The sequence below is a fragment of the Gilliamella sp. Occ4-3 genome, assembly GCF_001690675.1.
GTDB lineage: Bacteria > Pseudomonadota > Gammaproteobacteria > Enterobacterales > Orbaceae > Gilliamella > Gilliamella bombi.
Genome location: NZ_LZHR01000043.1, coordinates 1 through 25,819 on the forward strand (window position 1 = coordinate 1; position 25,819 = coordinate 25,819).

The 25,819-nt window shown below is 35.2% G+C and carries 22 protein-coding genes; 7 read left to right on the forward strand and 15 right to left on the reverse strand.

Annotated features, from left to right (window positions below):
• Positions 1 to 206: 206 nt before the first annotated feature.
• The 7 genes from proC to A9G44_RS04810 all read right to left on the reverse strand — a co-directional run bounded on the left by proC (position 207) and on the right by A9G44_RS04810 (position 9,219).
• Positions 207 to 1,016: a pyrroline-5-carboxylate reductase gene (gene proC / locus A9G44_RS04775; protein WP_065609438.1), complete on the reverse strand. Its 810-nt coding sequence runs from the start codon at positions 1,014 to 1,016 to the stop codon at positions 207 to 209.
• A 341-nt stretch (positions 1,017 to 1,357) separates the two neighbouring features.
• The gene (locus tag A9G44_RS04780; protein ID WP_143426313.1) at positions 1,358 to 2,806 is read right to left on the reverse strand and encodes a hypothetical protein; all 1,449 of its coding nucleotides are present in this window, start codon (positions 2,804 to 2,806) and stop codon (positions 1,358 to 1,360) included.
• A 567-nt stretch (positions 2,807 to 3,373) separates the two neighbouring features.
• Positions 3,374 to 3,598, reverse strand: a complete 225-nt coding sequence (locus A9G44_RS04785) for a hypothetical protein (protein ID WP_065609440.1) — start codon at positions 3,596 to 3,598, stop codon at positions 3,374 to 3,376.
• 42 nt (positions 3,599 to 3,640) lie between these two features.
• Positions 3,641 to 4,573, reverse strand: a complete 933-nt coding sequence (locus A9G44_RS04790) for a hypothetical protein (protein WP_065609441.1) — start codon at positions 4,571 to 4,573, stop codon at positions 3,641 to 3,643.
• A gap of 964 nt (positions 4,574 to 5,537) precedes the next feature.
• Positions 5,538 to 6,611, reverse strand: a complete 1,074-nt coding sequence (locus tag A9G44_RS13260; RefSeq protein WP_143426314.1) for a hypothetical protein — start codon at positions 6,609 to 6,611, stop codon at positions 5,538 to 5,540.
• Between the two features lie 296 nt (positions 6,612 to 6,907).
• Positions 6,908 to 8,356: a hypothetical protein gene (locus A9G44_RS04805; protein ID WP_143426315.1), complete on the reverse strand. Its 1,449-nt coding sequence runs from the start codon at positions 8,354 to 8,356 to the stop codon at positions 6,908 to 6,910.
• A 620-nt stretch (positions 8,357 to 8,976) separates the two neighbouring features.
• Positions 8,977 to 9,219: a hypothetical protein gene (locus A9G44_RS04810; protein ID WP_034909842.1), complete on the reverse strand. Its 243-nt coding sequence runs from the start codon at positions 9,217 to 9,219 to the stop codon at positions 8,977 to 8,979.
• A 254-nt stretch (positions 9,220 to 9,473) separates the two neighbouring features.
• Here A9G44_RS04810 and A9G44_RS04815 point away from each other — a divergent pair, with 254 nt between their 5' ends.
• Together A9G44_RS04815 and A9G44_RS04820 are read left to right on the forward strand one after the other, a co-directional pair.
• Entirely contained in the window at positions 9,474 to 9,977 is a 504-nt protein-coding gene (locus A9G44_RS04815) for a CbrC family protein (protein ID WP_065590690.1), read from the forward strand.
• Positions 9,978 to 10,085: 108 nt separating this feature from the next.
• The gene (locus tag A9G44_RS04820; protein WP_065609449.1) at positions 10,086 to 10,370 is read left to right on the forward strand and encodes a hypothetical protein; all 285 of its coding nucleotides are present in this window, start codon (positions 10,086 to 10,088) and stop codon (positions 10,368 to 10,370) included.
• 141 nt (positions 10,371 to 10,511) lie between these two features.
• Here the strand turns inward: A9G44_RS04820 and A9G44_RS04825 are convergent, their stop codons facing one another.
• Entirely contained in the window at positions 10,512 to 11,438 is a 927-nt protein-coding gene (locus A9G44_RS04825; protein ID WP_065590692.1) for an L-lactate dehydrogenase, read from the reverse strand.
• A 465-nt stretch (positions 11,439 to 11,903) separates the two neighbouring features.
• Between A9G44_RS04825 and A9G44_RS04830 the strand changes: the two genes are divergently transcribed.
• Genes A9G44_RS04830 through A9G44_RS04845 form a run of 4 tightly spaced genes read left to right on the forward strand, consistent with a single transcriptional unit; the run spans position 11,904 to position 15,345 of the window.
• Positions 11,904 to 12,749: a metal ABC transporter substrate-binding protein gene (locus A9G44_RS04830; protein WP_257006581.1), complete on the forward strand. Its 846-nt coding sequence runs from the start codon at positions 11,904 to 11,906 to the stop codon at positions 12,747 to 12,749.
• Complete coding sequence (locus tag A9G44_RS04835) at positions 12,749 to 13,639, forward strand: manganese/iron ABC transporter ATP-binding protein (RefSeq protein ID WP_051634116.1); 891 nt, start codon at positions 12,749 to 12,751, stop codon at positions 13,637 to 13,639. Before A9G44_RS04830 ends, A9G44_RS04835 begins: the two co-directional genes overlap by 1 nt.
• Positions 13,640 to 13,645: 6 nt before the next feature.
• Positions 13,646 to 14,512 carry a metal ABC transporter permease gene (locus A9G44_RS04840; protein ID WP_065609453.1) on the forward strand — a complete coding sequence of 289 codons (867 nt, stop codon included), beginning with the start codon at positions 13,646 to 13,648 and terminating at the stop codon, positions 14,510 to 14,512.
• Positions 14,509 to 15,345 carry a metal ABC transporter permease gene (locus A9G44_RS04845; protein ID WP_065560162.1) on the forward strand — a complete coding sequence of 279 codons (837 nt, stop codon included), beginning with the start codon at positions 14,509 to 14,511 and terminating at the stop codon, positions 15,343 to 15,345. The genes A9G44_RS04840 and A9G44_RS04845 overlap by 4 nt, the downstream gene beginning before the upstream one ends.
• A 117-nt stretch (positions 15,346 to 15,462) precedes the next feature.
• Here A9G44_RS04845 and dnaB read toward each other — a convergent pair whose 3' ends face one another.
• From dnaB to A9G44_RS04865, 4 genes are all read right to left on the reverse strand, one after another.
• On the reverse strand, positions 15,463 to 16,887 hold the full coding sequence (gene dnaB / locus A9G44_RS04850) for a replicative DNA helicase (protein ID WP_034909856.1): 1,425 nt from the start codon (positions 16,885 to 16,887) through the stop codon (positions 15,463 to 15,465).
• A 53-nt stretch (positions 16,888 to 16,940) separates the two neighbouring features.
• Positions 16,941 to 17,732 (reverse strand): tRNA pseudouridine(38-40) synthase TruA, encoded by a 792-nt coding sequence (truA, locus tag A9G44_RS04855; RefSeq protein WP_065560164.1) that lies wholly within the window; start codon positions 17,730 to 17,732, stop codon positions 16,941 to 16,943.
• Positions 17,719 to 18,738 (reverse strand): aspartate-semialdehyde dehydrogenase, encoded by a 1,020-nt coding sequence (locus tag A9G44_RS04860; protein WP_065609455.1) that lies wholly within the window; start codon positions 18,736 to 18,738, stop codon positions 17,719 to 17,721. The genes truA and A9G44_RS04860 overlap by 14 nt, the downstream gene beginning before the upstream one ends.
• Positions 18,739 to 19,056: 318 nt before the next feature.
• Positions 19,057 to 20,067, reverse strand: a complete 1,011-nt coding sequence (locus A9G44_RS04865; protein ID WP_065609457.1) for a hypothetical protein — start codon at positions 20,065 to 20,067, stop codon at positions 19,057 to 19,059.
• A 266-nt stretch (positions 20,068 to 20,333) separates the two neighbouring features.
• On the opposite strand from A9G44_RS04865, the gene A9G44_RS04870 reads away from it, so the two are divergent.
• The gene (locus A9G44_RS04870; protein WP_065609459.1) at positions 20,334 to 21,380 is read left to right on the forward strand and encodes a LacI family DNA-binding transcriptional regulator; all 1,047 of its coding nucleotides are present in this window, start codon (positions 20,334 to 20,336) and stop codon (positions 21,378 to 21,380) included.
• 554 nt (positions 21,381 to 21,934) lie between these two features.
• Here the strand turns inward: A9G44_RS04870 and guaB are convergent.
• From guaB to ubiG, 3 genes are all read right to left on the reverse strand, one after another.
• Positions 21,935 to 23,401 carry an IMP dehydrogenase gene (gene guaB, locus A9G44_RS04875; protein WP_065609461.1) on the reverse strand — a complete coding sequence of 489 codons (1,467 nt, stop codon included), beginning with the start codon at positions 23,399 to 23,401 and terminating at the stop codon, positions 21,935 to 21,937.
• A 212-nt stretch (positions 23,402 to 23,613) separates the two neighbouring features.
• Positions 23,614 to 24,954, reverse strand: a complete 1,341-nt coding sequence (gntT, locus tag A9G44_RS04880; RefSeq protein ID WP_335340417.1) for a gluconate transporter — start codon at positions 24,952 to 24,954, stop codon at positions 23,614 to 23,616.
• Between the two features lie 94 nt (positions 24,955 to 25,048).
• A complete protein-coding gene (ubiG, locus tag A9G44_RS04885; RefSeq protein WP_065609465.1) occupies positions 25,049 to 25,759 on the reverse strand; it encodes a bifunctional 2-polyprenyl-6-hydroxyphenol methylase/3-demethylubiquinol 3-O-methyltransferase UbiG in 711 nt (236 codons plus the stop codon).
• Positions 25,760 to 25,819 lie beyond the last annotated feature (60 nt).

The following is a 25,819-nucleotide window of genomic DNA, read 5'->3' on the forward strand; positions in this document are numbered from 1 at the left end:
TATTTTACCTATTCAAATCATCAAGTATTAGTTGCCATTTTTTAAATTAATATTGTTCATAGCTAAAGAAAGATATTTTATCTACTCCTCATTAAACACTTTTTTATATTGCTCACACCCAACAATAATTAATATTTAATCATACCTTTTAACTTGTAATGCCATTAAAATTACTTAATAAATATAAAATATAGATAATTTTATATTTACTTTTCCGCAAGATATTTAGATTTATTAATCGTTGCTTCCACTGCATCAATAACAGCTGATCTAAATCCTTTACCTTCAAGTATTTGCACACCTTCAATGGTTGTACCCGCAGGTGAGCAGACCATATCTTTTAACTCCCCTGGATGTTTACCTGTTTCTAATAATAGTTTTGCCGATCCTAAAACTGCTTGAGCAGCAAACTTGTAAGCTTGTTTTCTTGATAATCCGCCTTTAACCGCACCATCAGCTAATGCTTCAATAAACATAAACACAAAAGCAGGGGAAGATCCACTTGCGCCAATAACTGCGTCAATTAAATCTTCAGGAACAACTTCCGTTTCACCAATACAATTTAACAATTGTTGAACAATAGACAATTCTTCATCGGTAATTTCGGTATTAGGGGTAATTGAACACATAGCGGCATTAACAAGGGCTGGTGTGTTAGGCATAACTCGTATAATTTTTTGCTCATAACCCACGCATTTGGCAATTGTTTTAATGGTAACACCTGCCGCAATTGAAATAACGATGGTATTTTTCTTTAATTCTTTTTGAATATCAACAAGTACATCAACAATCACATTAGGTTTAACCGCAACAAAAACTATATCGGCTTCACGAGCAACATCTCTTGCTGAATCAAGATTATTTACTGAATAAGTTTGATTAAGAACTTGACCTTTTTCTTGATGATGATCATAAACATAAATTTGGGTTCCCGGCACAATATTACTACCCAAAATACCTTGCAATATGGCATTGCCCATGTTACCTAAACCAATAAAACCAATTTTTTGTTCCATTTATTTACCACCTTTTTAATATCAATGCTTTTTCACAATTATAGAATATTTTTTGATACAAAACCCACTTTTTAACAATATAGTTTATTGTTAACTATTTTTATAAATATTTTAAATCTAAGGTTAATTTCTATTAAAGTGTGTGCTCAATATTTGTTAGACATTTTACTTTTTAAATAAGAAAAATAGCATTTACTGGCATATTGCTTAAAAACTAATTAGCAACCACATTAATTCTTAGTCTACATCAATGTGAATTTTATTGGTTATCTTGGCAAAAAATTTAGCTTTTTCTTGCCTAAATAACCATGATTAGACGTGTTTTAGATAGTAGCTGCAAACTAAGGTGTAACACAAGCCACTCTATAGTATTGATCCGAATGAAACCTACTGCCAACTATACCAGCATTAGCTTCTACAACATAATTTTCTACAATGCCATTGTTCACTCGTTGGTCTGAAGTCCAATAATGCGCCAAATTAGTGTTATTCCAATCGGGATCGCCTACCCTAAAAAACTCCCAATCACTGTCTTTATAGTAAAGCTGTGTCATACGTCCCCATTCGCTAAGTAATCCCCCCATCCAATAACCATTCGCTTTATAACTAATTTTTCGTAAATAGCTTCCGTCTGTTATACCATTTTGCCAATTTGGCATACCATCATTTCTATTTGCATTGGTAAAGTCAAGCACTTTGGGCATACGATACCCACCACCATTAAAGTTATTACAAAATGCTACTGCATTTTGATAACCGCCTGCACCGCCTTTTTTAGCTACATACCAACGCTCTAACCTAAAACTATACAATGGGTCATTATTTTTATCGTGTAAATAAAATGTTGAAGGAATAAAAGAACTAGGATTACTCTCCTTAGGACCCGTTAAGTTTATTTTTACAAGCCCTGTAGGTAGCTTATTTTCAGCATTTAACGTTAATGTTACCCCTCCCGTCGAAATTGTTCGACCATTTTTATTTACTATATCTTGCGCTTTCATTCCTGCAACACTCAAGTAAAAAAATAAATTATGAGAGCCTGTGGTTGGAAAGTTTGCTCCAGGATTCGCTGGATTATAAGCATAAAACCCTCTATATTTATTCCAATCGCCATGCGGATCGTTAAGAGAAGAAACAGCACCATCGTAAGGTATATCATTTGAATGCCAATCATATTCTAAATTAGGCATAGCATAACAAAATTGTGGTTTATCCATTTTGGGATAAAGATAATAGGTATGCCTATTTCCAGTAAATTTATCACTTTCAGTAGGAATACCATGTTCTGTCTTAATGCTCACATCTTCCGCTTCTAATGTCAATTGATAAGGTGCATCACAGCCATTTAATGCTTTATCTGAGTTATCCTTCACATAATTAGTAATATCTTGACCATATAAATTTTGCCATTTAATTTTTAATTTACTTGAATTGACACGATGAAGTGTATCGCCATCATCATCCTTCCAATAACCATTGTCATCAATAACTTTATCGGTCAATACTTCTGGATAATCCCTATGAGGTACTAATGTCTTGATATCTGCAAAAGTGGCTGAAAGTTTATCTAACACTAATGGGTTTTCCATGCTTGAGCTATCATTTGATACAGTAACAATTTTGTTTCCAGGCAATGTTACTGATAATAAGGGACTAACTGAATCAGCATGAGTCGCGCCGCCATCAAAGGTTAAATAAGGCGCAGTACCGTGAATGTAATTAGATGTAGTAGCCGATAGTGCCTGCGATTCTAAAGAGTACGGCAATAACAACAACGGCGCTAATGCCAATGGGATTTTTGAAAATAGTTTTGTGGATAATTTCGAAAATAATTCGAGAAATGATTTCGAAGATATAAATAAGTTTCGAGTAAAAACTTGTCGAATAGGATTATTTGATAAATTTAAGACATAAGTTTGCCAGTGCTTGTGCCTTGTGCCTTGTGCCTAAAATGATACTGCATTATGTTCCTCGCGTCAAGTAATATTTTGTTTTATTTGAATTTTTTGTAATTGTTTGCTTATTTTCCTATAGCAATAAGAGTATAGTCGTTAAAAAAATAATTGGCTAGTTTTTTGACGGATTTTTTTGTAAAGAAATGTAAATAAATTTAAAGAAACATAAAGATAGAAATGATTCAGTTATAAAAATAAGTGAATTTTTTAACTAAAATATAATGTCAGATTACAGACATTTTGACCTTTGATGGAATGATTAATATTGCTGATAACTTCTAAAACACAAACACACCCAACAGCTCAGTTTGGCGTACTAGCTTTACTTGGTTATCGGTATATTTTGGCGCTCTGATAAGGAAAGCATATTAGCATTGTGGTGCTATAAGCGTGTTTTTTACTTTAAAATCGTTCAGGTAGACTATTGATTTTATTGAAGTTTTTATTTGCATTTTTAAATAAAATCAAATACTTATAAGCTAGTTTTTTATTACGTTGAATTTGACTTTTTAATAAAAGCGCTTTTATATTTAATAACAAAAGCGCAAGGTTCGTAGGGGTTGCCTGCTCAGTACCCCAACTGCGAGGGGCACTGTCCTTTGTTATATTATCCTCTATTTGCACCATAAACTATTCCAGATCTTAAGGATTAAGAAATACACACTAAATCTAAGGTGTGGTGCAAACAGCATAATAGCCGAAGGTGGCACCCATGTGATTACTATTGATGTAGCCAGTGTCGGAGTAGACATAGAACTGACGGCCGGGTATGGCGTTGCTCGTCCAATAACCATAGTGGGCGTGAGTGCTGTAAGCGAAGTCCGCATTAGCATAATGCGACATGTAACCCCACTCCGTGAAAAAACCAGCTCCAATTCGACGCTGGTAATAATTTTCAGATGAAGACGGCGTGGCACTAGAAATAGGAAAACTAGTTGTTCTGACTGCATTGGTTAAATCTCTTAACTGCGTAAGACGATACCCCAAACGACGACACCATGTTATTTGAGCTGGTGCTGTATCGTATTTACCTCCTCGGTTAACAAACCACTGCTTTAACTTAAAGCCATATTTTACTACCTCGTCATTAGTTTTAATATCTCTACCCACTAACTCAAACGTCTGCGGTAACACTGGCTTAGCAATTGGGTTAGGATTCGGATTAAGCCATTGATTTCTTGCCTCTGGACCTGTTAGCTTAACACGGGCGACAACTTGTCCCTTGTCTTCATCAGGAATCCACTTATCATTAGCTACAACATTTGTCACTGTCGCAGTGATTCCCCCCAAAGTAACGGGTTCCCATGTCAATTCATTTATATCTACTCCACTTATGAGTAAATCAAAATATAAATTATGCCCACCCGTGGTCGGAAAATTTAGGCTGTATGATTCAGGATGAATTGATTCAAAATCAATTGATTGTACTAAAAAGCCCTTATAAGGATTCCATATGTCAGCTGGACCCGCTCTTTCGTCATCACCCAAAAGTAGATTTGGTCTTACATAATTGATAACTGGCGACGGTAGCAGTATTGCATCACTACGATTACCTGTTCGAGATTTTTTGCCATTCGCCTGTAAATTCCATGAAGATAACAATAATAACAGCCCCAACACCAATAAGCTTTTTCGGGACAATTTTGATAATAATTTGAGAGATAATTTGGAAGGTATAAATGAGTTTTTTGTAAAAACTCGTCGAATAGAATTATTTGATAAATTTAAGACATAGGTTTGCCAGTGCTGGTGTCTGGTGTCTGGTGTCTAAAATGATAATGCATTATGGTTTACCTGTCAAGTAATTATTTGTTTTATTTAAATTTTTGTTATTTTCTGATTATTTAAAAAGCTTGTTTTCCTATAGCGGTTAAAGTATAACCATTTTAAAAATTGTTGGCTAGTTTTTTGGCGGATTTTTTTGTAAAGAAATGTAAAGAAATTCAAAGAAACATAAAGATAGAAATGATTCAGTTATAAAAATAAGTGAATTTTTTAACTAAAATATAATGTCAGATTACAAACATTTTGACCTTTGATGGAATGATGAATATTACTGATAACTTCTAAAACACAAACACACCCAACAACCTAGTTTGGCGTACTAACTTTACTTCGTTATCGGTATATTTTGATGCTGTGATAAGGCAGGCTGATTAACATTGTGGTGCTATAGGCGTGTTTTTTAATTTAAAATCGTTCAGGTAGACTATTGATTTTATTGAAGTTTTTATTTGCGTTTCTAAATAAAATCAAACACTTATAAGCTAGTTTTTTATTACGTTGAATTTGGCTTTTTAATAAAAGCGCTTTTGTTATTTGATAATAGTTATTTAATAATAACTTGTTAATAACAGCCAGTTAATAACAGTCAGTTAATAACAAAAGCGCAAGCTTTTAAGTCGTATCGGTCGGGGTGCTATTTTGATTTTCTGCCATTAAAGCGCAAGGCTCGCAGGCTTTGCCTGCTCAGCGCCCCAACTTGCGTTGGGGCTTTATTCTTTTTTATATTGTCCTTTCAAGCACCATAACCACCTTCTGCTCTCTAAGGATTAAGCGCTAAAAACTAAGGTGTAGTGCAATCAACGTTAGTAATAAAGACGTAATCTAGGCTAGCGCCGATGTGGCCCGTTTCAGTATTGACAGAGTAGTGAAAGTTACTGATATTTTTCGTTTCGTCAGCTGTCCAGGAGCGATAAGTGAAGTCCGCATCAACGTAGTCTTTCATGTAGCCCCACTCCGAGAAAAAACCTCCACCTATTCGACGATGGTACTTGTTCTCTGATGAATTAGGTGTTGCACCTGGCATAGTCTCACGGCCTTTTGCGACCGCATTGGTTAACTCCTTTACCAGTGGTAAACGATAACCCAAACTCTCACACCATTTTTTTTGATCATCAAAGTGAGCGTGTTGACCTCCCCGATTAACGAACCACTGCCTCAATTCAAATCCATATTTCACCATTACTCGCCCACTAGCATCCTTGCCCTCTAGTACGAAGGTATGTGGTAAATTTGGCTTGTGAATTCTCCCAGGATTCGGGTTTGAATATTCTCTCGAGTTAGGACCATTTAACCATACTCTTACTACAAATTGCCCTTTATCTTTAATCCAATTATCACGCTGATCTGGCCTTGTCCAGTGCGCCGTTACTTTTATTCCATCATACTCAAGAGGGGACCAAGTTAATTGGCTTAAATCTTGAACGGATGTATTTAAAATATCAAAGTATAAACCATCTGCCCCCATTGTTGGAAAATTATTTTTGTAAGCCCCTTCATCATTGGCTAAAACTTTGAATCCCCTATCTGGATCCCACTCAGGAGCACCTGCGAAAGAATTTCTACCGTACTCCAGGTTCGGCCTTACAAAAAGCGAAATCTTCGGCTTCGGCTGCGGCGGCGGTGGCGGCGGCGGTGGTGGTGGCGGTGGTGGTGGCGGCGGCGGTGGCGGTGGTGGTGGCGGTGGCGGTGGCGGTTCTGGTAATGGTGGTAATGGGCTAGATGAAAGTATTATTGCATCACTACGATTACCCCCAAATGAATAACTACTATAAAAGGCACTACATAAAATAAAAAAAAGCAAACATATATTGCAAAATAAAATACGTTCAGCAGTTAAATGGTTTGGATACTTCATTTTATTTCCTTTATCAAATAATATTTTATTTTTATAAGTTTCTAGCATTACTAATAAATTTCCATGCCAACAAACATATAATTTGTTAAATAAATTATTTAAACTTATCCAACACCCTAAGCATTGAAGGCTAAAGGTTGAAGAACAACGCAAACAACTGATAGATTGACAAGGCTCGTAAGCTTTGCCTGCTCAGAGCCCCAACTTGCGCGGGGGCTTTATTCTTTTTTATATTATCCCCTCAGGCACCATAACCACCTTCCGCACCCGAAGGATTAAGGACTAAACGCTAAAAACTAAGGTGTGGTGCAGACAGCGTAAGGGGTAGTAGTGGGCCCATCCTTGTAAGTCTTGCCATGCGGCATGATAAAGTAGTCATTGCTACCTGTTGCATCACTCGCAAAGTAGAAGTTGAAAATAAAGCCCACATCAGCGTAGCTCTCCATGTTACCCCACTCTGTTAAAAAGCCTGCACCTATGTGACGCATGTAATAATTAAGTGATGAGCTAGGTGAAGCACCATCTGTGCCATTTATACATGGGAATGAACTATCTACACCACACTTTGCGTTAGTTAAATCTTTGACCTGTGTTATTCGATAACCCAAACTATTACACCATGCTGTTTGATTAGAAGGAGTATCTGTTTTATCTCCCCGATTGACGAACCACTGCCTTAACTTAAAGCCATACCGAACCTCATTGCCTCGACTATCCTTACCGACTAACTCAAAGGTCTGTGGCAAAGATGGACGTGTTAGTGAACTAGGATTATATGAATTTATCTGAGTACTACTTGCCCTTGGACCATTTAACATTACCCGTGTTACATTCTTGGATTTATCTTTAATCCAACTATCGTGTGGAACTCTACGATTACGTGAGTCTATGTGTGAATCTGTACGCGGCTTTGTCCAACTCACCGTTGCACGTATACTACCATTTGTTTTAACTGTCCAACTCAACTGACTTGCATCAAGCCCACCTACATCCAAATCAAAATACAAGCCATCTGAACCTGTAGTTGGAAAATTTTGGCCGTAAGATGATGGGTTTGCTGACTGAATTAAAAAGCCCTTATCTGGATTCCATATGTTAGATGGACCAGCAAAGGTTGGCTTGTCCCAACCCAAGCCAGTTGTGCCACCCAAATACAAATTCGGCCTGGCCAAACAAATAACGGGCTGTAACGGTAAAGTGATATAATACTCCGCAGTGCCTCCACTAAAAGTACTACTATTGGGTACACCGTACTGCGTAGCTAAATTTCCTCCAGTACTACTTAAGGTTACCTTATAAGGGGCATGACATAGACTTAATGCATCACCACGACTAACGGTATTACCATATTTATCCGTTATTGCTAACGATATACTTCCTAATGCGGAAATACCATTTACTCCCTGTCCATCTCCATCATCATCTCCCCATTTACCTTGTGCCACTAAGTCATTTATATTTATTGAGTCGCTTAATGGCGGGACTATCATTTCAATATCAGCCAAGGTATCCCCTACATTAGCCAACTTGATTGGCGCTGTTGGTGATGAAGGATTATTTTGCGGTGTGAATATTCGACCATCTGATAACTTAATACCTAATAAGTCTTCTATTTTAGTCACTTTAGTAACACCGCCATCAATAGTTAAATAAGGCGCAGTACCGTGAATGCGCTCAGAAGTCGTGGCCGATAATGCCTGCGATTCTAAAGAGTACGGCAATAACAACAATAGCGCTAATGCCAATGGGATTTTTAAAGATAGTTTTGTGGATAATTTCGAAAATAATTCGAGAAATAATTTGGAAGGTATAAATAAGTTTCGAGTAAAAACTTGTCGAATAGAATTATTTGATAAATTTAAGACATAGGTTTGCCAGTGCCTTGTGCCTTGTGCCTAAAATGGTACTGCATTTCGTTTCACCTGTCAAGTAATATTTTGTTTTATTTGAATTTTTATGTTTATTCGCTTATTTAATAAGCTCACCTTTCTAAAGCGATGAAAGTATAGCCGTTTAAGGGATGATTGACTAGTTTTTTTGCGGACTTTTTTGTAAAGAAATGTAAAGATGAAAACGGTTCAGCTTTAGAGATAGGTGAATTTTATAATTAAAATAGGGTGTTAGCTTTAGGACTTTTTGATTTTTGCGGAATAATTAATATTGCTGATAACATCTAAAACACAAACACGCCCAACAGCCCAGTTTGGCGTGCTAGCTTTATTTCGTTATCGGTATATTTTGATGCTGTGATAAGGCAAGCATATTAATATTGTGGTGCTATAAGTGTGTTTTGCTCTAAAAACGTTCAGGTAGACTATTGATTTTATTTAAGTTTTTATTTGCATTTCTAAATAAAATCAAACACTTATAGGCTAGCAATTTGGTTATTATGACTACTTAATTCCACTTTATAAGGTGCATTACATATCGTTAATACATCACTACAGCCTATTGCTTGGTTATTTTTATCTATAATACTCAACATCAAATTCTCAAATGTCGTTACTCCACTTTGTCCGTCTCCATCATCATCTCCCCAATAGTTATAACGTGTGACTAAGTAACTTATACTTACTAAGTTACTTGATCTTAATGTAGAAACCATCATGCCTATATCTGCAAAACTTTGCTCACCCACTGGTAACTTAATCGGGTTTGTCGCACTTGAAGTGTTGGTTAATAGTGTGATTTTTGTTACAGCTATTTTTTGTATTTTAACTTAGTATATTTTTTAGACTTAACTTTCAAGAATTACTATTCAACTATCAACTTGCTGATGATAGTAATCTGGCATTTAATTATTTTGTATTGAACTCACTTAGGTTATATAATCTTAATTTTATTATAATAAAGGAGTCTGTGATGTGCTTACCTATGTTTAAATATCACCCAAATGCATATCAACTCGATATTTTTGTTAATGAAAAGGGAATTTGTTCCGTTTGTAATCAAAAACGAACAATAAAATATAATTTGGTACCTTATTGTGTTGAAGATCCTGATTATATCTGCCCATGGTGTATTGCCGATGGTTCGGCTGCAGAAAAATATCAAGGTCAATTCAACGATAATTATGGCGTAGAAGATGTGCCATCCGAAATGTTAGACGAAATAGTATTAAAAACCCCGAGTTATTCATCATGGCAACAGGAAGTTTGGTTATCGCATTGTAACGAACCTTGTGCTTTTATTGGTTATGTTGGAGCCAAAGAAATTGAACCCTATTTTGATGAAATCTTAGATGATATCCAAGACTATCCCGAAGAATTGATAAAATCGTCTTTATCGAAAGACGGGACGTTCGTTGGCTATTTGTTTGAGTGTGTGCAATGTGCTAAAAAAAGGTTGCATGTTGATTGTGATTGATTTTAATAAATCTATACAGAGTATAGATTTAATATGCTAAATTAAAATAAGAAATAATAGTGTGCAATATCTCACTGATAAAAGGAAATAACTAGGAAAAATGCAACCATGAAAAAAATACCATTGTTATTAACTATATTGTTGTTTAGTTGGTTTAATACTAATTATACGTTCGCCAATACTCAAACTGCATCATCTCAATATAAAAAGCAGTTTGCTGACGTTGCTGATGTTACCGCTTTTAATGATTATATTGCTTGCTATCCCGTATCTGAACATCTTAATACATATAAAAAAATCGCCAGCCATATCAGAGATACTCATTACCATTTTTTAAGTGATGCTAACTATAATCAACTTGAAAACCAACTTAAAATCATCTTAGAAGATTAGCAGTTATATTTCAAAACTATTTCTTTTTCTTCCATGATCGTTATAAAAACCTTGTTCGTGGCGTATTGTGTATGCAATGACGCCACAAATAGATAACGCTAGGTTAGCGCACTATTCAAGCAATAGCGAAAATAATTTGTGCTACGGTAATTTGATATGATCAATATACCCTTTTACAATATTTACACTTTTTTCAAAGAGTTTTTTTTCATTTTCGTTAAAGTCGAGCTTGATCACTTTTTTAATACCATGTTGGTCTAAAATAGCAGGAACACCAATTGCAACATTTTTATAGCCATATTCGCCGTCTAAAATACAACTAAGCGCTAATGCTCGGTGGCTATTAGTGAATATATGTTGGCAAATTTCGGTGATAGTGCTAGCTATGCCATATTCGGTGCAATGCTTACGGTTAGCAATTTCAAAGCCCATTTTTCGAGCTTGCGTGCCAATTTGTTCAAAATCAATTTTGTTTTTTTCTAAATCATTAAGATTAATTCCATAAACCGATGAATGCGACCAAACAGGGAATTGTGAATCACCATGCTCACCTACAATAAAGGCATCAATGCTTTGTGGACCAATATCCATTTTTTCACCCAATAATCGACGCAAACGTACCGTATCAAGCCATACTCCTGTACCAATCACTCGATGACGAGGCAAGCCAGATAGTTTCCAGACTTGATATGTAATTGCATCGCAAGGATTGGTGGCAATTAAAAATATGCCTTTAAAACCATTGTTCATCATATCAGGCACTATGTTGGCAATGATTTTAGAGGTTCCTGCAAGCTCTTCTGCACGGCTTTTTTGAGCTATGCCTGATGTGACGGTGATAATGGCTATGTCAATGTCTGAACAATCAGTCGATTCACGCAGGCTAACTTTGACCATGTTTTGCCGATAGGCTGCCGCATCTAGTAAATCTTGTGCATGCCCATAGGCTAATTCTTTATTAAGATCAACAAGTGCAATTTCTTCGCAAATACCTCGGTTAACCAATGTATAAGCCGTTGTTGATCCCACATTACCCACGCCGATAATCATCACTTTTCGCAGTTTCATATTAAGCCTCGCTTTATTAAAAAATAAGGTAAAACAACAAGTGTTTTTCATAGTATAAAGCTAGATTAATATGATTTAATAAATAATCTTTTCTACTTTAACTATTATTTAAATAGACGGAATTAGCTACTAATTATTTTGGTTTTATATACAATGAATTAATAACATAGCTATGTCTAAAGTTAATTGAGATCGTGAACTTTAAAAAAAATTGACTTTTACCTTTTAAATGATAATAATTCTCATTAACATTTAAATTTATTGCTATAAATAATTGGCAATGAAGTGTCACTACTACAAGTAATTAAATTGAAAGATATTTGTTAGATTTGTTAGAAACAATCACTGAATTTTGCTATTTGTTTATGAGTTAAACGCTAGGAGTCGCTAATGAAGTTCAATTTTTTGAAAAATCGTAAAATATTATTAAAGGTTATTTTAACTTCGTTAATTATTTTGACAGGTATGCACAAATCTGCACAAGCGTCAGAAAGGAAATTTAAAGTCGTTACTACCTTTACGGTTATTCAAGATATTGCGCAAAATGTAGCTGGTGATGCTGCTATAGTAGAGTCAATTACCAAGGTCGGCGCAGAAATTCATGAATACGACCCTACCCCGCAAGATATTACCAAAGTGCTTTCAGCAGATTTAGTGTTATGGAATGGTCTTAATTTAGAGCTTTGGTTTAAACGCTTTTTTGAAGATGTAAAAGATGTCCCATCCGTTGTTGTGACTGAAGGTATTGAGCCAATGCCAATCCGAGAAGGAAGCTATAAAGGTAACCCTAATCCACATGCTTGGATGTCGCCAACACTAGCCTTAATTTATATTGAAAATATTCGCGCGGCATTTGTCAAATATGATCCTAAAAATACGGCTATTTATAATAGAAATGCTGCTGATTATATTGCTAAAATTAAAGCACTTGATGCACCATTACGTGAACGATTGGCCAAAATCCCTGAGTCAAAACGTTGGCTTGTGACCAGCGAAGGAGCTTTTAGTTATCTAGCTCGTGACTATAATTTGAAAGAAGCTTACCTATGGCCAATAAACGCTGAACAACAAGGCACACCTCAGCAAGTTAGGCAATTAATTGATTTAGTGAGAGCAAATGATATTCCTGTCATTTTTAGTGAGAGTACTATTTCAGATAAACCCGCTAAACAAGTGAGCAAAGAAACCGATATTAAATATGGTGGCGTTTTGTATGTCGATTCGCTTTCAACTAAAAATGGTCCTGTTCCAACTTATATTGATTTGTTAAAAGTGACCGTTGAAACTATTGCTAAAGGATTTGAAAAATAATGACTCAAATTTGCTTGAAAGTTGATGATATCACGGTGACTTATAATAATGGCCATACTGCAATTTATGATGCTAGCTTTAGCTTAAACGGTGGTACTATTTGTGCTTTAGTTGGTATTAATGGTAGTGGCAAGTCAACGTTATTTAAAAGCATTATGGGAATGGTTCATCCAACCCGTGGGCGTGTAACTTTTAATGATTTCTCAGTAAAGCAAGCTTTAAAGCAAAATATCATTGCCTATGTGCCACAAACCGAAGAAGTCGATTGGGATTTTCCAGTTCTGGTGTCGGATGTAGTAATGATGGGGCGATACGGGCATATGTCTTTTTTACGTATTCCAAGCAAAGAAGACAAAAAACAAGTTGATATTGCTCTTGAACGTGTGAACATGCTTGATTTTAAGCATCGTCAAATTGGCGAACTTTCTGGTGGGCAAAAAAAACGAGTATTTTTAGCTCGAGCATTAGCTCAACAAGGTAAAGTGTTGTTGCTAGATGAGCCCTTTACTGGAGTTGATGTTAAAACCGAAAATGCCATTATTGATTTATTGAAAGATCTGCGAGAAGAAGGCCATTTAATTTTAGTTTCAACCCATAACTTAGGTAGTGTTCCTGAATTTTGTGATCAAGTGGTATTAATTAATCAAACTGTACTGGCCTTTGGTCCAACTAAAACAACTTTTACACCGCAAAATTTAATGACCACCTTTGGTGGTGCACTACGTTACCTTAGTTTATCAGGCGAGAAACTGCATGATGACGAAGATCCTCGTAAAGTATCCATATTAACTGACGATGAGCGTGCTGCTATTTTTTATGGCGAAGGTAAGCATGATTCCCCCCATCGAGATTTATTGATTGACCATTACGATAATAAACCCAAGGGGTAACAATAAATGGAACTTTTACTTGAACCATTTACCTACGATTTTATGCTTAAAGCGATTTGGGTAAGTAGTATTGTTGGCGCTGCTTGTGCTTTTTTATCGGCTTTTTTAATGTTAAAAGGTTGGTCACTAATGGGCGATGCGCTATCGCACTCTGTTGTACCTGGTGTTGCTGGTGCGTATGCACTTGGACTACCTTATTCAATTGGAGCATTTTTTACTGGGTTACTAGCGGCACTTGCAATTACGTTGGTTCGTGCCTTTACACGCTTAAAAGAAGACGCCACTATCGGTTTTATTTTTTCAACCTTTTTTGCTGTCGGTTTGTTAATTATTTCGCTCAATCCAACATCTGTTAACGCACAAACTATTATATTTGGTAATATTCTTGGAATTGATGATAGCGATATGTGGCAAGTGCAAATCATTATTTTGGTATCATTTATACTACTTTTCTTTTTTTGGAAGGATTTGTTAGTTGTCTTTTTTGATGAAACTCATGCCAGATCGATTGGATTAAAACCATTAAAACTAAAAATCCTATTTTTTACTATTTTAAGCGCATGTACCGTTGCAGCATTACAAACAGTTGGGGCTATTTTAGTAATAGCTATGGTTGTTACCCCTGGGGCAACCGCTTACTTACTGACTAATCGATTTTCTCGGCTATTGATTATCTCGGTTCTTATTGGCACTGTAACTAGTGCTGTTGGTGCTTGGATTAGCTACTTTTTAAATGGCGAAACTGGTGGCGTTATTGTAACGCTACAAACGCTGATTTTTATTGCCACATTTTTATTTGCACCAAAGCAAGGACTTATTGCCAATCATCTTCAGATCCGTAAAAGCCGTTTAAATAAAGGGAGAAAGGTATGACCGAGTTTTGGGAATTTATCTACTATCCTCTGACCCTTCCTCTTATTCAGCGAGCAATTTTAGCTGCACTAGCAACTGGTATAGTTTGTGCTTTGCTTTCTTGCTTTTTAGTTTTAAAAGGCTGGTCATTAATGGGGGATGCAATTTCGCATGCGGTTTTACCTGGAATTGTGCTTGCCTATTTAGCAGGTATTCCCATTATAATTGGTGCTTTTGCTTCAGGCCTATTTTGCTCAGTTGCAACAGGTTATATCAAAGAAAACAGCCGATTGAAAGAAGATACCGTAATGGGGATTGTATTTTCGGGTATGTTTGCTTTTGGTTTAGTATTATTTTCAAAAGTAGATACTTCACAGCATTTAAATCATATCCTATTTGGTAGTGTACTTGGCACTAGTTATGACGAGCTTAAAAAGATCATATTTATTGCTACAATTGTATCAATCTTAGTTATTATAAAACGCCGTGATCTTATGCTTTACTGCTTTGATCCTGTACAAGCTAAAGTTGTTGGACTACCAGTTAAACTATTACATTATGGTTTATTAAGTGTGTTAGCTTTAACCATTGTAGGTTCGTTAAAAATAGCGGGGATGATTTTAGTTATTGCTATGCTGATAGCTCCAGGTATAACTGCTTTTTCGTTAACTAAACGTTTTGAATGGATGTTAGTAATTGCTGTGTTAGTTTCTACATTTTCAACGGTGGCAGGCACCTTGATAAGTTATTATGCAGATGCATCAACCAGTGCTTGTATTGTTATTTTGCAAGCAACCATATTTTTATTTGCTCAGGTTTATCAGTTTATTACTAGCAAAAAATTACGCCACTAAAATTATTCTTGTAACTATTGCAAAGAAGCCGTTTTTAGAAATACTTTTTTACAGCTATAAAAAAACAGCGTAATGATATTTTTAAGCCATTTTACGCTGTTATTATTAATTTAATTGTTATTCATCATCCAAATATTTACTATTATCAGCATAATTATCAAAACGCGAAAACTGACCTTGGAATTTTAATCGAACTTTCCCAATTGGTCCGTTTCGCTGTTTTCCTAGAATAATTTCAGCAATGCCTTTATGTTCTGAAGCTTCGTTATAAACCTCATCACGATAGATAAACATAATCACATCAGCATCTTGTTCGATAGAGCCTGATTCACGTAAATCAGAGTTAACTGGTCTTTTATCGGCTCGTTGCTCCAAACTACGATTAAGCTGAGATAGTGCAACAACAGGAACTTGTAATTCTTTAGCCAAGGCTTTTAATGAACGCGATATTTCGGCAATTTCTAAAGTCCGATTTTCAGAAATATTCGGTACACGCATAAGCTGTAAGTAATCAACCATTATCATACTTAAGCCTTTATGTTCCCGATAAATACGTCTTGCTCTTGAGCGTAATTCCATTGGCGTTAAACCTGATGAGTCATCGATATAGATGTTTTTCTTTTCGAGCAATAGTCCCATTGTGCTTGAGATTCTTGCCCAATCATCGTCTTGCAGTTGTCCTGTTCGAATTTTCGTTTGGTCAACACGTGAAAGCGAAGCTAGCATACGCATCATGATTTGTTCTGAAGGCATTTCTAAGCTGAATATTAATACTGGTTTTTCTTGTTCTAACGCAGCATTTTCGCACAAATTCATAGCAAAAGTGGTTTTACCCATTGATGGCCTTGCCGCAATGATAATTAAATCGGAACGTTGCAAACCAGCCGTTTTTTTATCTAAATCGATATAACCTGTTGAAACCCCTGTCACACCATCATGTGGACGTTGAAACAACTCTTCGATTTTAGCTACCGTTGCTTCTAGCACTTCGGTAATACTTTTTGGACCTTCACCTTGTTTAGTTCGGCTTTCAGCGATTTGAAATATTTTGCTTTCCGCCAAATCTAAAATTTCGGTACTATCTCGCCCTTCTGTTGCATAACAGTTATCAGCAATATCATTTGATGCACTAATTAATTCACGTAAAATCGCTTGTTGGCGAATAATATCACTATAAGCAACAACATTAATCGCACTTGGTGTGTTTTTTGAAAGTTCAGCCAAATAAGCAAAACCACCAACATCAGCTAAAACATCTTTACTTTCAAGGCTTTCAGAAAGGGTAATTAAATCAATTGGTGTACCTTTACTGACCAATGTATGCATTTCAGAAAAAATTAGTTGATGATGACGCGAATAAAAATCGCGATCAGTGATCATTTCAGATACAGCATCCCAACGTTGATTATCAAGCATCAAGCTACCAAGTACTGCTTGTTCAGCTTCAATTGAGTGTGGTGGAAGCTTGATATTATGCAAGTTTGATTTTTTCGCTTCTTGATTTCTAGAATCTTTATTTGTGCTTGTTCGATCAGTCTTCATTACATTTATCTTTTTAATTTAATTAACTTTTTATTGTTTGCTTATTATCCAACTTATTTTAAAAATAATGGGCCTAATGCTTGGGTTGGTATTTGATATTCTGATGGATAATCCACCTGAACTAAATATAATCCTTCAGGTTTTGCTGTTGCAGCAGCTTTCGTTCTGTCTTTAGCCTGTAAAAGTTCACTAATCCATTCTGGATGTCGATTACCCGCACCAACTTCAAGTAAACTGCCCACAATGTTACGTACCATATGGTGAACAAACGCGTTAGCTTTAATATCAACAATAATAAATTCACCTTGTCGCCAAACTTCGATATGATGAATATTACGCCAAGGTGTTCTTGATTGGCACTGCGCAGCTCTAAAGGATGAAAAATCATTCTCACCTAATAAATACTGTGCAGCTTGATGCATTAAGGTTTCATCCAAAGGTAAATAATAATGCGATACTCCTTTAGCTAAAATTGCTGTCCGATAACGATGATTATAAATCACATAACGATAACGCCGAGCAGTCGCACTAAACCGCGCATGAAAACCATCATCAACTACTTGCGACCAACGCACCGCAATATTATCAGGTAAATGAGAATTCACTCCCATTGTCCAAGCACTAGCTGATCGCATAGCTTGGGTTTCAAAATGAATAACTTGACCAGTTGCGTGTACACCAGCATCTGTGCGACCAGCACAAAAGACGTTTATTGGTGAATTAGCAATTGTCGATAGTGCGGATTCTAGTCTTTCTTGAATAGAATCAACATACTGCTGTCGTTGCCAGCCAAAGTAATTACTACCATCATATTCAATACCAAGGGCAATTTTATATATAGTCATTAATGAGGATCTCAAGTGTCTCAATTAACATTAATGCACCTAAATAACGAATATTATCAGCAACTGACCAAAATTGAATTTGTTCATAATGGCCGTAACTGTGTCTCAAATTAGCCAATTTAATAGTTAGCTGACCTTCAGACTCTATACTAACTTCGGTAACAGGAGTTGGCAGATTATCGCTTTGCACTTCAACCCCAAACTCGCTAAAACGTGCCATATCTAACTCAATCGGTAAGCTACTTGATACATTAATAGCTTGTGACACCCCATAAAACACAGGCACAATTACTAACTCAATAGAGACAGGAAGTTCATAATTATTTAATATTTTACGAATTTGATTAACTTGCGACTTTTCACCTAATATTGAATCATCATGTTCGTGCGATACGGGTAATAAGTTAAATGCTAATTGCTTGTCAAATAACTGATTATCAACTGGCATGCCATTTAATAAGCGAGCGCTCTGCCCAGCCAGCTCATCCACTCCTGGCTTACCATACAATGAGGCCGGAATAAAACTGGTGACATGTAAATTGGTTAATAACTCAATATCAGTTAACGACGCAACACAACGCAATAATTGGCACACTGTGGCACTAGCTACAGCTATAATGTTTTCATTACGGTATTCAGTTAATACACTGTTATTAACTTTAGGTACTACTAATGGAATATGATCCTGCTGAACAAAATAGCCACTTGCATCAATCACTACGCAACCTGATTCTGCCGCAATTTGTGCATATTTTTCACTTGTTTCAGAACCAGCAACAAAAAAGGCAAAATGACACTGGCTCCAGTCCATTTGTGTACTATCGGTAACAGTTAAATTTTTACCAGCAAAACGAACAACTTCACCAGCACTATTGTCACTACCGACCAAATAGAGATTTTCAATTTTTAGACTATTGTCTTGTAAACTACGTTGTTGTAATAATTCAACTAGCGCAGAACCCACTTGTCCTGTCGCCCCCACAATAGCAATATTCCATGCAGACATATTTATAAACCCAAATAAAAAAATTAACGGTAATTATATCACTATATTGTCAAAGATAGCGGAAAAAGATATATAACAATAGCATTAGATGAATAGATTTTATTTGGCTGTGACTCTGAACATTAAAACGATAAGCCATCATTAAGATGGCTTGATACTGAGTTTTTGATAATACTCGAAAATGAATTTATCAGTTTACATTTTCACCGGTTATTTGACTATTCAACTAATAAGATGATTTTTTAGTTTTCACCAATAATTAATTCTCTTTTACTAATAAAATTTATTCTCGCTTATTATATTGATTTCCAAATAATACTAATTGGCTAACTCATCTTCCACGTGTTTGATCGCCTGTCGATATTGATCAATTAAGCAAGTCAAAACTTTGTCTAAATAAGGTTCAATATCACTTTCATAAATCGGCGCGGATGTAATTAAACACGTTGTATTTATATTTTGTTGTAATGACAACAATGAATCTTGCTGTTGTTTTTTATTATCAAATAATTTTATTTTTTCCTTTAGTTGATCTTGATAATAACGATAGACTCTAAAATCAAGACTATAATCAGAAAGGCCATTTTTAACTGATTGATTAAACAGTGCAATGGACTCTTCTAATGTTAAACCATATTCAACAGCGCCTTCGTGAGAATTAGTATTAAATTGATTAGGATAGATAATTTGATAAGATGCTTCTGGCATTTCAATTAGCATCTCTTTAAGCTCAAATTTCATATTACTAGCGTCAATATTATAATGCTTCCATAATGTAGGAAAAGTCCCAGACTCATCCTCAATAGGTTCTGCTTTTATTGTCAATAATGTGTAAATATCGCCACTTGGAGCAATATAGTAATGCTGATAGCCATTCCAAAGATTAGGATTATTAGAAAAAGAATTATTTGCTAAAAAAAGTTTATCTATTACCTGATTTTTGCTAATTAAAGATAACGTAATATCTCGCCCCAAATTAGGTAAATCGTCCTCATTTTTGATCTTAGGATTAATTGGGTTAATGCTCAATTTTAGTTGAAAATCATTACCATTATAGACAAAAGGATCATCATTAATCAATTTATCTAACTGTTTAAAATCAAATTTTAAATTATTCAACGGACAACGATTATCATATCTTAACTTGTCTTGCTTATTTAATTGATTATATTCATCTTCATTTTTTGTACAATCTTGCTTCAATTGCTGCATATTAACACTAATAAAAAAAGGATCACCACGATATTTAGGGTTGATATCAAGTAATTGACCATAAGCACAATAACTAAATGTAAACAAAATTGTACTAAGTAAAAATTTCTTTATCATATAAGGTTCCTTTTTCTTTCCTTATCTCATAAGGACTCAATTCTATCTTTTTTATTAATAATAAAACACAAATTTTTACCTGATTTTCTAGTAATCAACTTTTTTGTTTCAGTATTTTTTTGAGAACTCATATTTATCTAAGCTGATTTTAATATCTTTGATAAATATTTTGGAACATAGATCGACAAAACAAAATCTGATCCCTTACAAATTAGCTTAATATCCGTAAAGTAATAAGCCACTTTAATCAAAATTTATTCGTTAATATGACAAAAATCACTCTATCGGATATTGCTACAAAAGCTAATATTTCAGTTGCTTCGGTTTCAAGAGTATTAAAAAAACCACATTTAACTTCCCCTCAAGCTCAACTACGCGTTTATCAAGCTATTGAGGAATTAAATATAGATACATCAAAAAATTTAAAACCCTTTCAATCAATACATAACAGTAGAAAGATATTAATTATTGATAATCAACTTTTTTCAAAAAGTTTAATCAATCTTGGTTTAGAACAAGCTTTGAAAAAAGAGCAGTATCAACTGTTTTATTTGCAGTTTCCTTATAATAATAGAAACGATATCCATCATATTATTCGTTATGTAGCCCAAAATGCATTTGACGGTATTATCATTATCAATGATGCTCCATATTTAAAAACACTGGTTTCTTATAAAGATACATTACCACCCATTGTGTTAGTTAATCACTTTTCGCTTGATTTTATTTGCGTTCACTTTGATCATTTATTGATCGGATATCAAATGACGAAATATTTAACTGAAAATTCTCATACCAAAGTTGCTATTTTGCTTAATAATGACCAATTGATAAATTCAGCACTTCTGCTACAAGGTTATAAACAAGCATTGCTACGTGCCAATATTGTTATTGAGCCTCGATATATTATTCAAGGTTGTTTTACTTATCAACATGCCAGATCAGCAATAGAAAAATTAATAAACGGCAGTAAATCGCCATCAGCCGTCATTTGTGCCGATAATTTTAGCTTAACCTATTTAGATGAAATTTATTATAAAGACCTACACAATCAATCTCCTGATAGCATGGTTTTAGGGGCGTTACATCAAGCCAATGAAAGTAAATCAAAACTGACTCAACCTCTCACTATCTCTTATTTTAGCTCTTCTAAAGAACTTAAATATAATGAATTAGATAATTTATGTAGAATTAATAAACCACTATTTAAAATGGGACAACAGTCTGCAACTTTACTATGTGATATTATTAAAGACACAACAAAGTCTATTAAACACAATAAAATTATCAATGTTGAATCGATGTTTTACTAATACGTGTACTATCTTTAAAAGATATTCCCTATTTTGTTTTTGCTCGCTTTCATTGCAAATAATTATCTTACCTTCTGATATTGCAGAGAGTAAAAATAATTCAGGAGTCTAGACCGTTTAATTTTATTGAGATCTGATATCACATTAGCGCTTGGCAAATTGAAATAAGGAGGGTTATAAACAAGGCAAAGTATAGCCGTAATCTTTTTCCCAGATAGTAAGCTTTTAAGTTGAATAGCCGTTTATTAAATTTCATCCATTATCATTTACAGAACTTTACCCAATGTGAATAAATTAATATGAAATTTCAATATTCGAGTATTTTTAATATAAAATTATATAAAATTCGGTGATTAAATTGCCTTTCACCTTTAATTAGCAAATACACAAAATTTAGAATTAACTCTAAAAACAAGATAATTTTTCCAAATAACCTTTATTTACTCCATTTAAGATATTAGATAGCAATTATTATGTTTGTTTAAATGTTCGCTTTATTGGTAAACGGCATTAAATCAGTACATAAAAAGAGGGAAGCATCCCTCTTCTTTTTTTTACGCTCCAGCTCTGTAATTTGGTGGTTCTTTGGTGATAAGTACATCGTGCACATGGCTTTCTTTCATTCCAGCACCAGTAATGCGATAGAATTTAGGTTTAGTTCTTAACTCATCAATTGTTGCGCAACCGGTCAATCCCATACAAGATCTTAATCCCCCCATTTGTTGATGAACTATTTCTTTTAGTAAACCTTTGTAGGCAATACGACCTTCTATACCCTCTGGCACAAGTTTATCAGCAGCATTGTCAGTTTGGAAATAACGGTCAGAAGATCCTTTTGTCATTGCACCAAGCGAACCCATTCCACGATATGATTTATATGCTCTGCCTTGGAATAGTTCAATTTCACCTGGCGCTTCTTCAGTACCTGCAAACATTGAGCCAACCATTACACAAGATGCACCTGCTGCAATAGCTTTAGCAATATCACCTGAATATCGAATTCCACCATCAGCAATAACAGGAATGTTGTGTTTTTGTGCAATTTCGACAGCATCCATTATGGCGCTAATTTGAGGTACGCCAACACCAGTTACAATGCGTGTTGTACAAATTGAGCCGGGGCCAATTCCTACTTTAACGGCGTTAACACCTGCATCAATTAAGGCTTTAGCTCCTTCTGCTGTGGCGATGTTACCGCCAATAATTTGTAAATCTGGATAGGACTTTCTTGCTTGGCGAATACGCTCAAGTACGCCTTCTGAATGGCCGTGCGATGAATCAATCAATAATACATCTACACCTGCTTCTACTAATGCTGCAATCCGCTCTTCATTACCAGCGGCTGCGCCAACAGCTGCTCCAACACGCAAACGACCTTGTTTGTCTTTACAAGCATTAGGTTTTTGTTCAGCTTTGTTATAATCTTTGACTGTAATCATACCTTTTAGGTGGAATCGACCATCAACAACAAGGACTTTTTCAACCCGGTATTCGTGCATTTTTTGCAGCACGATTTCACGTTGTTCACCTTCATTTACAGTCACTAAGCGTTCTTTCGGTGTCATCACCGCAGTAACAGGTAAAGAAAGATCCGTTGCAAATCTTACATCGCGTGCGGTGATAATGCCAACTAGTTCTTGAGTTTCAGTTACAACTGGAAACCCTGCAAAACCATACTCTTTAGCTAGTTCGATAACTTGCTTTATAGTTGCAGTTGGTAGAACTGATACAGGATCTTGTACTATGCCGCTTTCATGTTTCTTAACACGTTTTACATGATTGGCTTGATTTTCAATTGACATATTTTTATGAATAAACCCAATACCACCTTCTTGAGCAAGTGCAATAGCTAAATCAGATTCGGTTACAGTATCCATTGCGGCAGAAATCATTGGAATATTGAGCTTGATGGTTTGGGTTAATTGAGTACTAATATCAGCAGTGTTAGGTAATACAGTTGAGTGGGCTGGAACTAATAACACGTCGTCAAACGTGAGAGCTTCTTTGACTATACGGGACATGACAATATTCACCATTGAGTTAAATTGTTGATAAAATATTGCCGAGACATTCTACTTACTTTTAACTTAAAAGGCTAGGAAAATTTTATTCTATATTGAAATAAAAAAGTAAATAAAAATACAATAGAATTAAATATAAGTGAAGATATATTGAAAACACCTCACCAATTAAATAAAACTGGTGAGGTAAAAAATCGGCTCTTAATGTTTTATTAAATAAACATATTAATAGCTAAGCACCCTACTAATCCACAAACAGAAATTGTAGTTTCTAATAGTGACCAAGATTTCAAGGTTTCAGCAATACTTAAATTGAAATATTCTTTAAATAACCAAAATCCAGGATCATTAACGTGCGAAAATACAACACTTCCAGCTCCTGTTGCAATAACCATCAGTTCAGGACTTACCCCTGTTGAAGCAATGAGAGGGAACACAATGCCTCCTGCTGTCAACGCAGCAACAGTCGCAGAACCAAGCGCTAATCGAAGCAATGCCGCAATTAACCAAGCCATTACAATAGGTGAAATATTCGATGAATGCATCATTTGTTCAATGTAAACTTTTACACCACTATCAACAAGCACTTGTTTAAATGCTCCGCCTCCACCAATAATTAATAACATCATGGCAATAATTTTGATTGAATCAACTAGAGTAGTATTAACTTCAGCCATGGAGCGTCCACGTAAAAGGCCAAATGTAAATACCGCAACTAATACAGAAATCAAAGTTGCAATGACTGGATCACCTAGAAATTCTACATAAGGTAACACTGCATGTCCTTTATCTAAAGTCATATCGCAAACCGCACGAATTGACATTAAAATAACTGGAATTAAAGCGGTAAAAACACTGACTGCAAAGCTTGGCATTTGCTCATCAGTAAATTTTTTAGAATTATATAAGCCTTCTTCAATTGGATGATTAATTACGCGAATAAATGGTAATCTTGCTAATACAGGTCCAGCTAAAATTACCGTTGGGATACCGATGATAGTACCATAGAGTAAGGTACGTCCCATATCTGCTTTAAAAATTTCAGCAATAGCTGTAGGACCAGGATGAGGAGGTAAAAAGCCATGGGTCACAGATAAAGCCGCAGCCATAGGAATACCAATATATAGTGGCGATATACGTAACGTTGCAGCAATAGTTAATACTAATGGTAATAAAAGAACAAACCCAACTTCATAGAAAAGTGCAAAACCAACAATAAAACCAGTAAGTGTAACCGCCCATTGGATTTTCTTGTCACCAAATGTTTCAATTAGCGTTGTTGCGATACGTTGAGCTCCACCACAATCGGCCAATAATTTTCCCAACATTGCTCCAAAGCCCATAATTAAGGCTAAACTACCAAGCGTACCTCCGACTCCATTTTTTATGGATTTCACCACATCCATAACTGGCATGCCTTCCATTACACCAACACTTAGCGCAACTAGAATTAGAGCAATAAAACCATTGACTCGAAGTGGTAACATTAAAATAAGTAGCAGTGCTACACCAATAGCAATTATTATTAACGGCATAAATAGGTCCTCTAAAATAAAATATCCCTTGTTATCGGTAACATGCTAAATTATAGAGAAATTTTAAAAAAATACAGGGGGAAATATCTAAAATGAGAATTTGATCACATTTTTAAAATGAATCTGATTTTTGTGCCATTAATATATAATTTATATCCACATTTGGACTTAATTTGAATTGATTTTTAAATAAAAGATATTCCATACCGATAATAGCCTCTACATCTAATTTTGCTTGCTCAACAAACGCCATTAACTCTGATGGGCGAATGAAGCGATTAAAGTCGTGCGTACCTTTGGGCACTAAGCGAGCAATATATTCTGCTCCATAAATCAATAACAATTTTGCTTTATGATTACGGTTAATAGTCGATAAAAATAGTTTACCTCCTGGTTTAAGCAATTTTGCACAGGCTTGTATGACAGAAAAAGGATCAGGTACATGTTCTAATAACTCCATACAAGTAATGACATCATACTTGGCAGGATGTTGTTGTGCATATTTTTCAACCGTTTGCTTTTGATAATCGATCGTAAGACCATTTTGTTCGGCATGAATTTTGGCAACGGTAAGCGATTCATCAGCAAGATCAATGGCGGTAACATTTGCCTCTAATTTGGCTAGGCTTTCAGATAATATCCCTCCCCCACAGCCAACATCAAGCACAAGTTTGTTGGTTAGTGATCCACATTTTTGTTTTATATAATCCACACGCAGTGGATTGATAATGTGTAACGGTTTGCATTTACCATTTGGGTTCCACCAATCGGCAGCAAGTCGTGAAAATTTGTCAATTTCATTTTGGTCGATGTTTTGTGACATAGTAGCTCTTTGATATCAGTAAAATCTAAAATTAACTATATGCTATGTTCTTGTGATTAT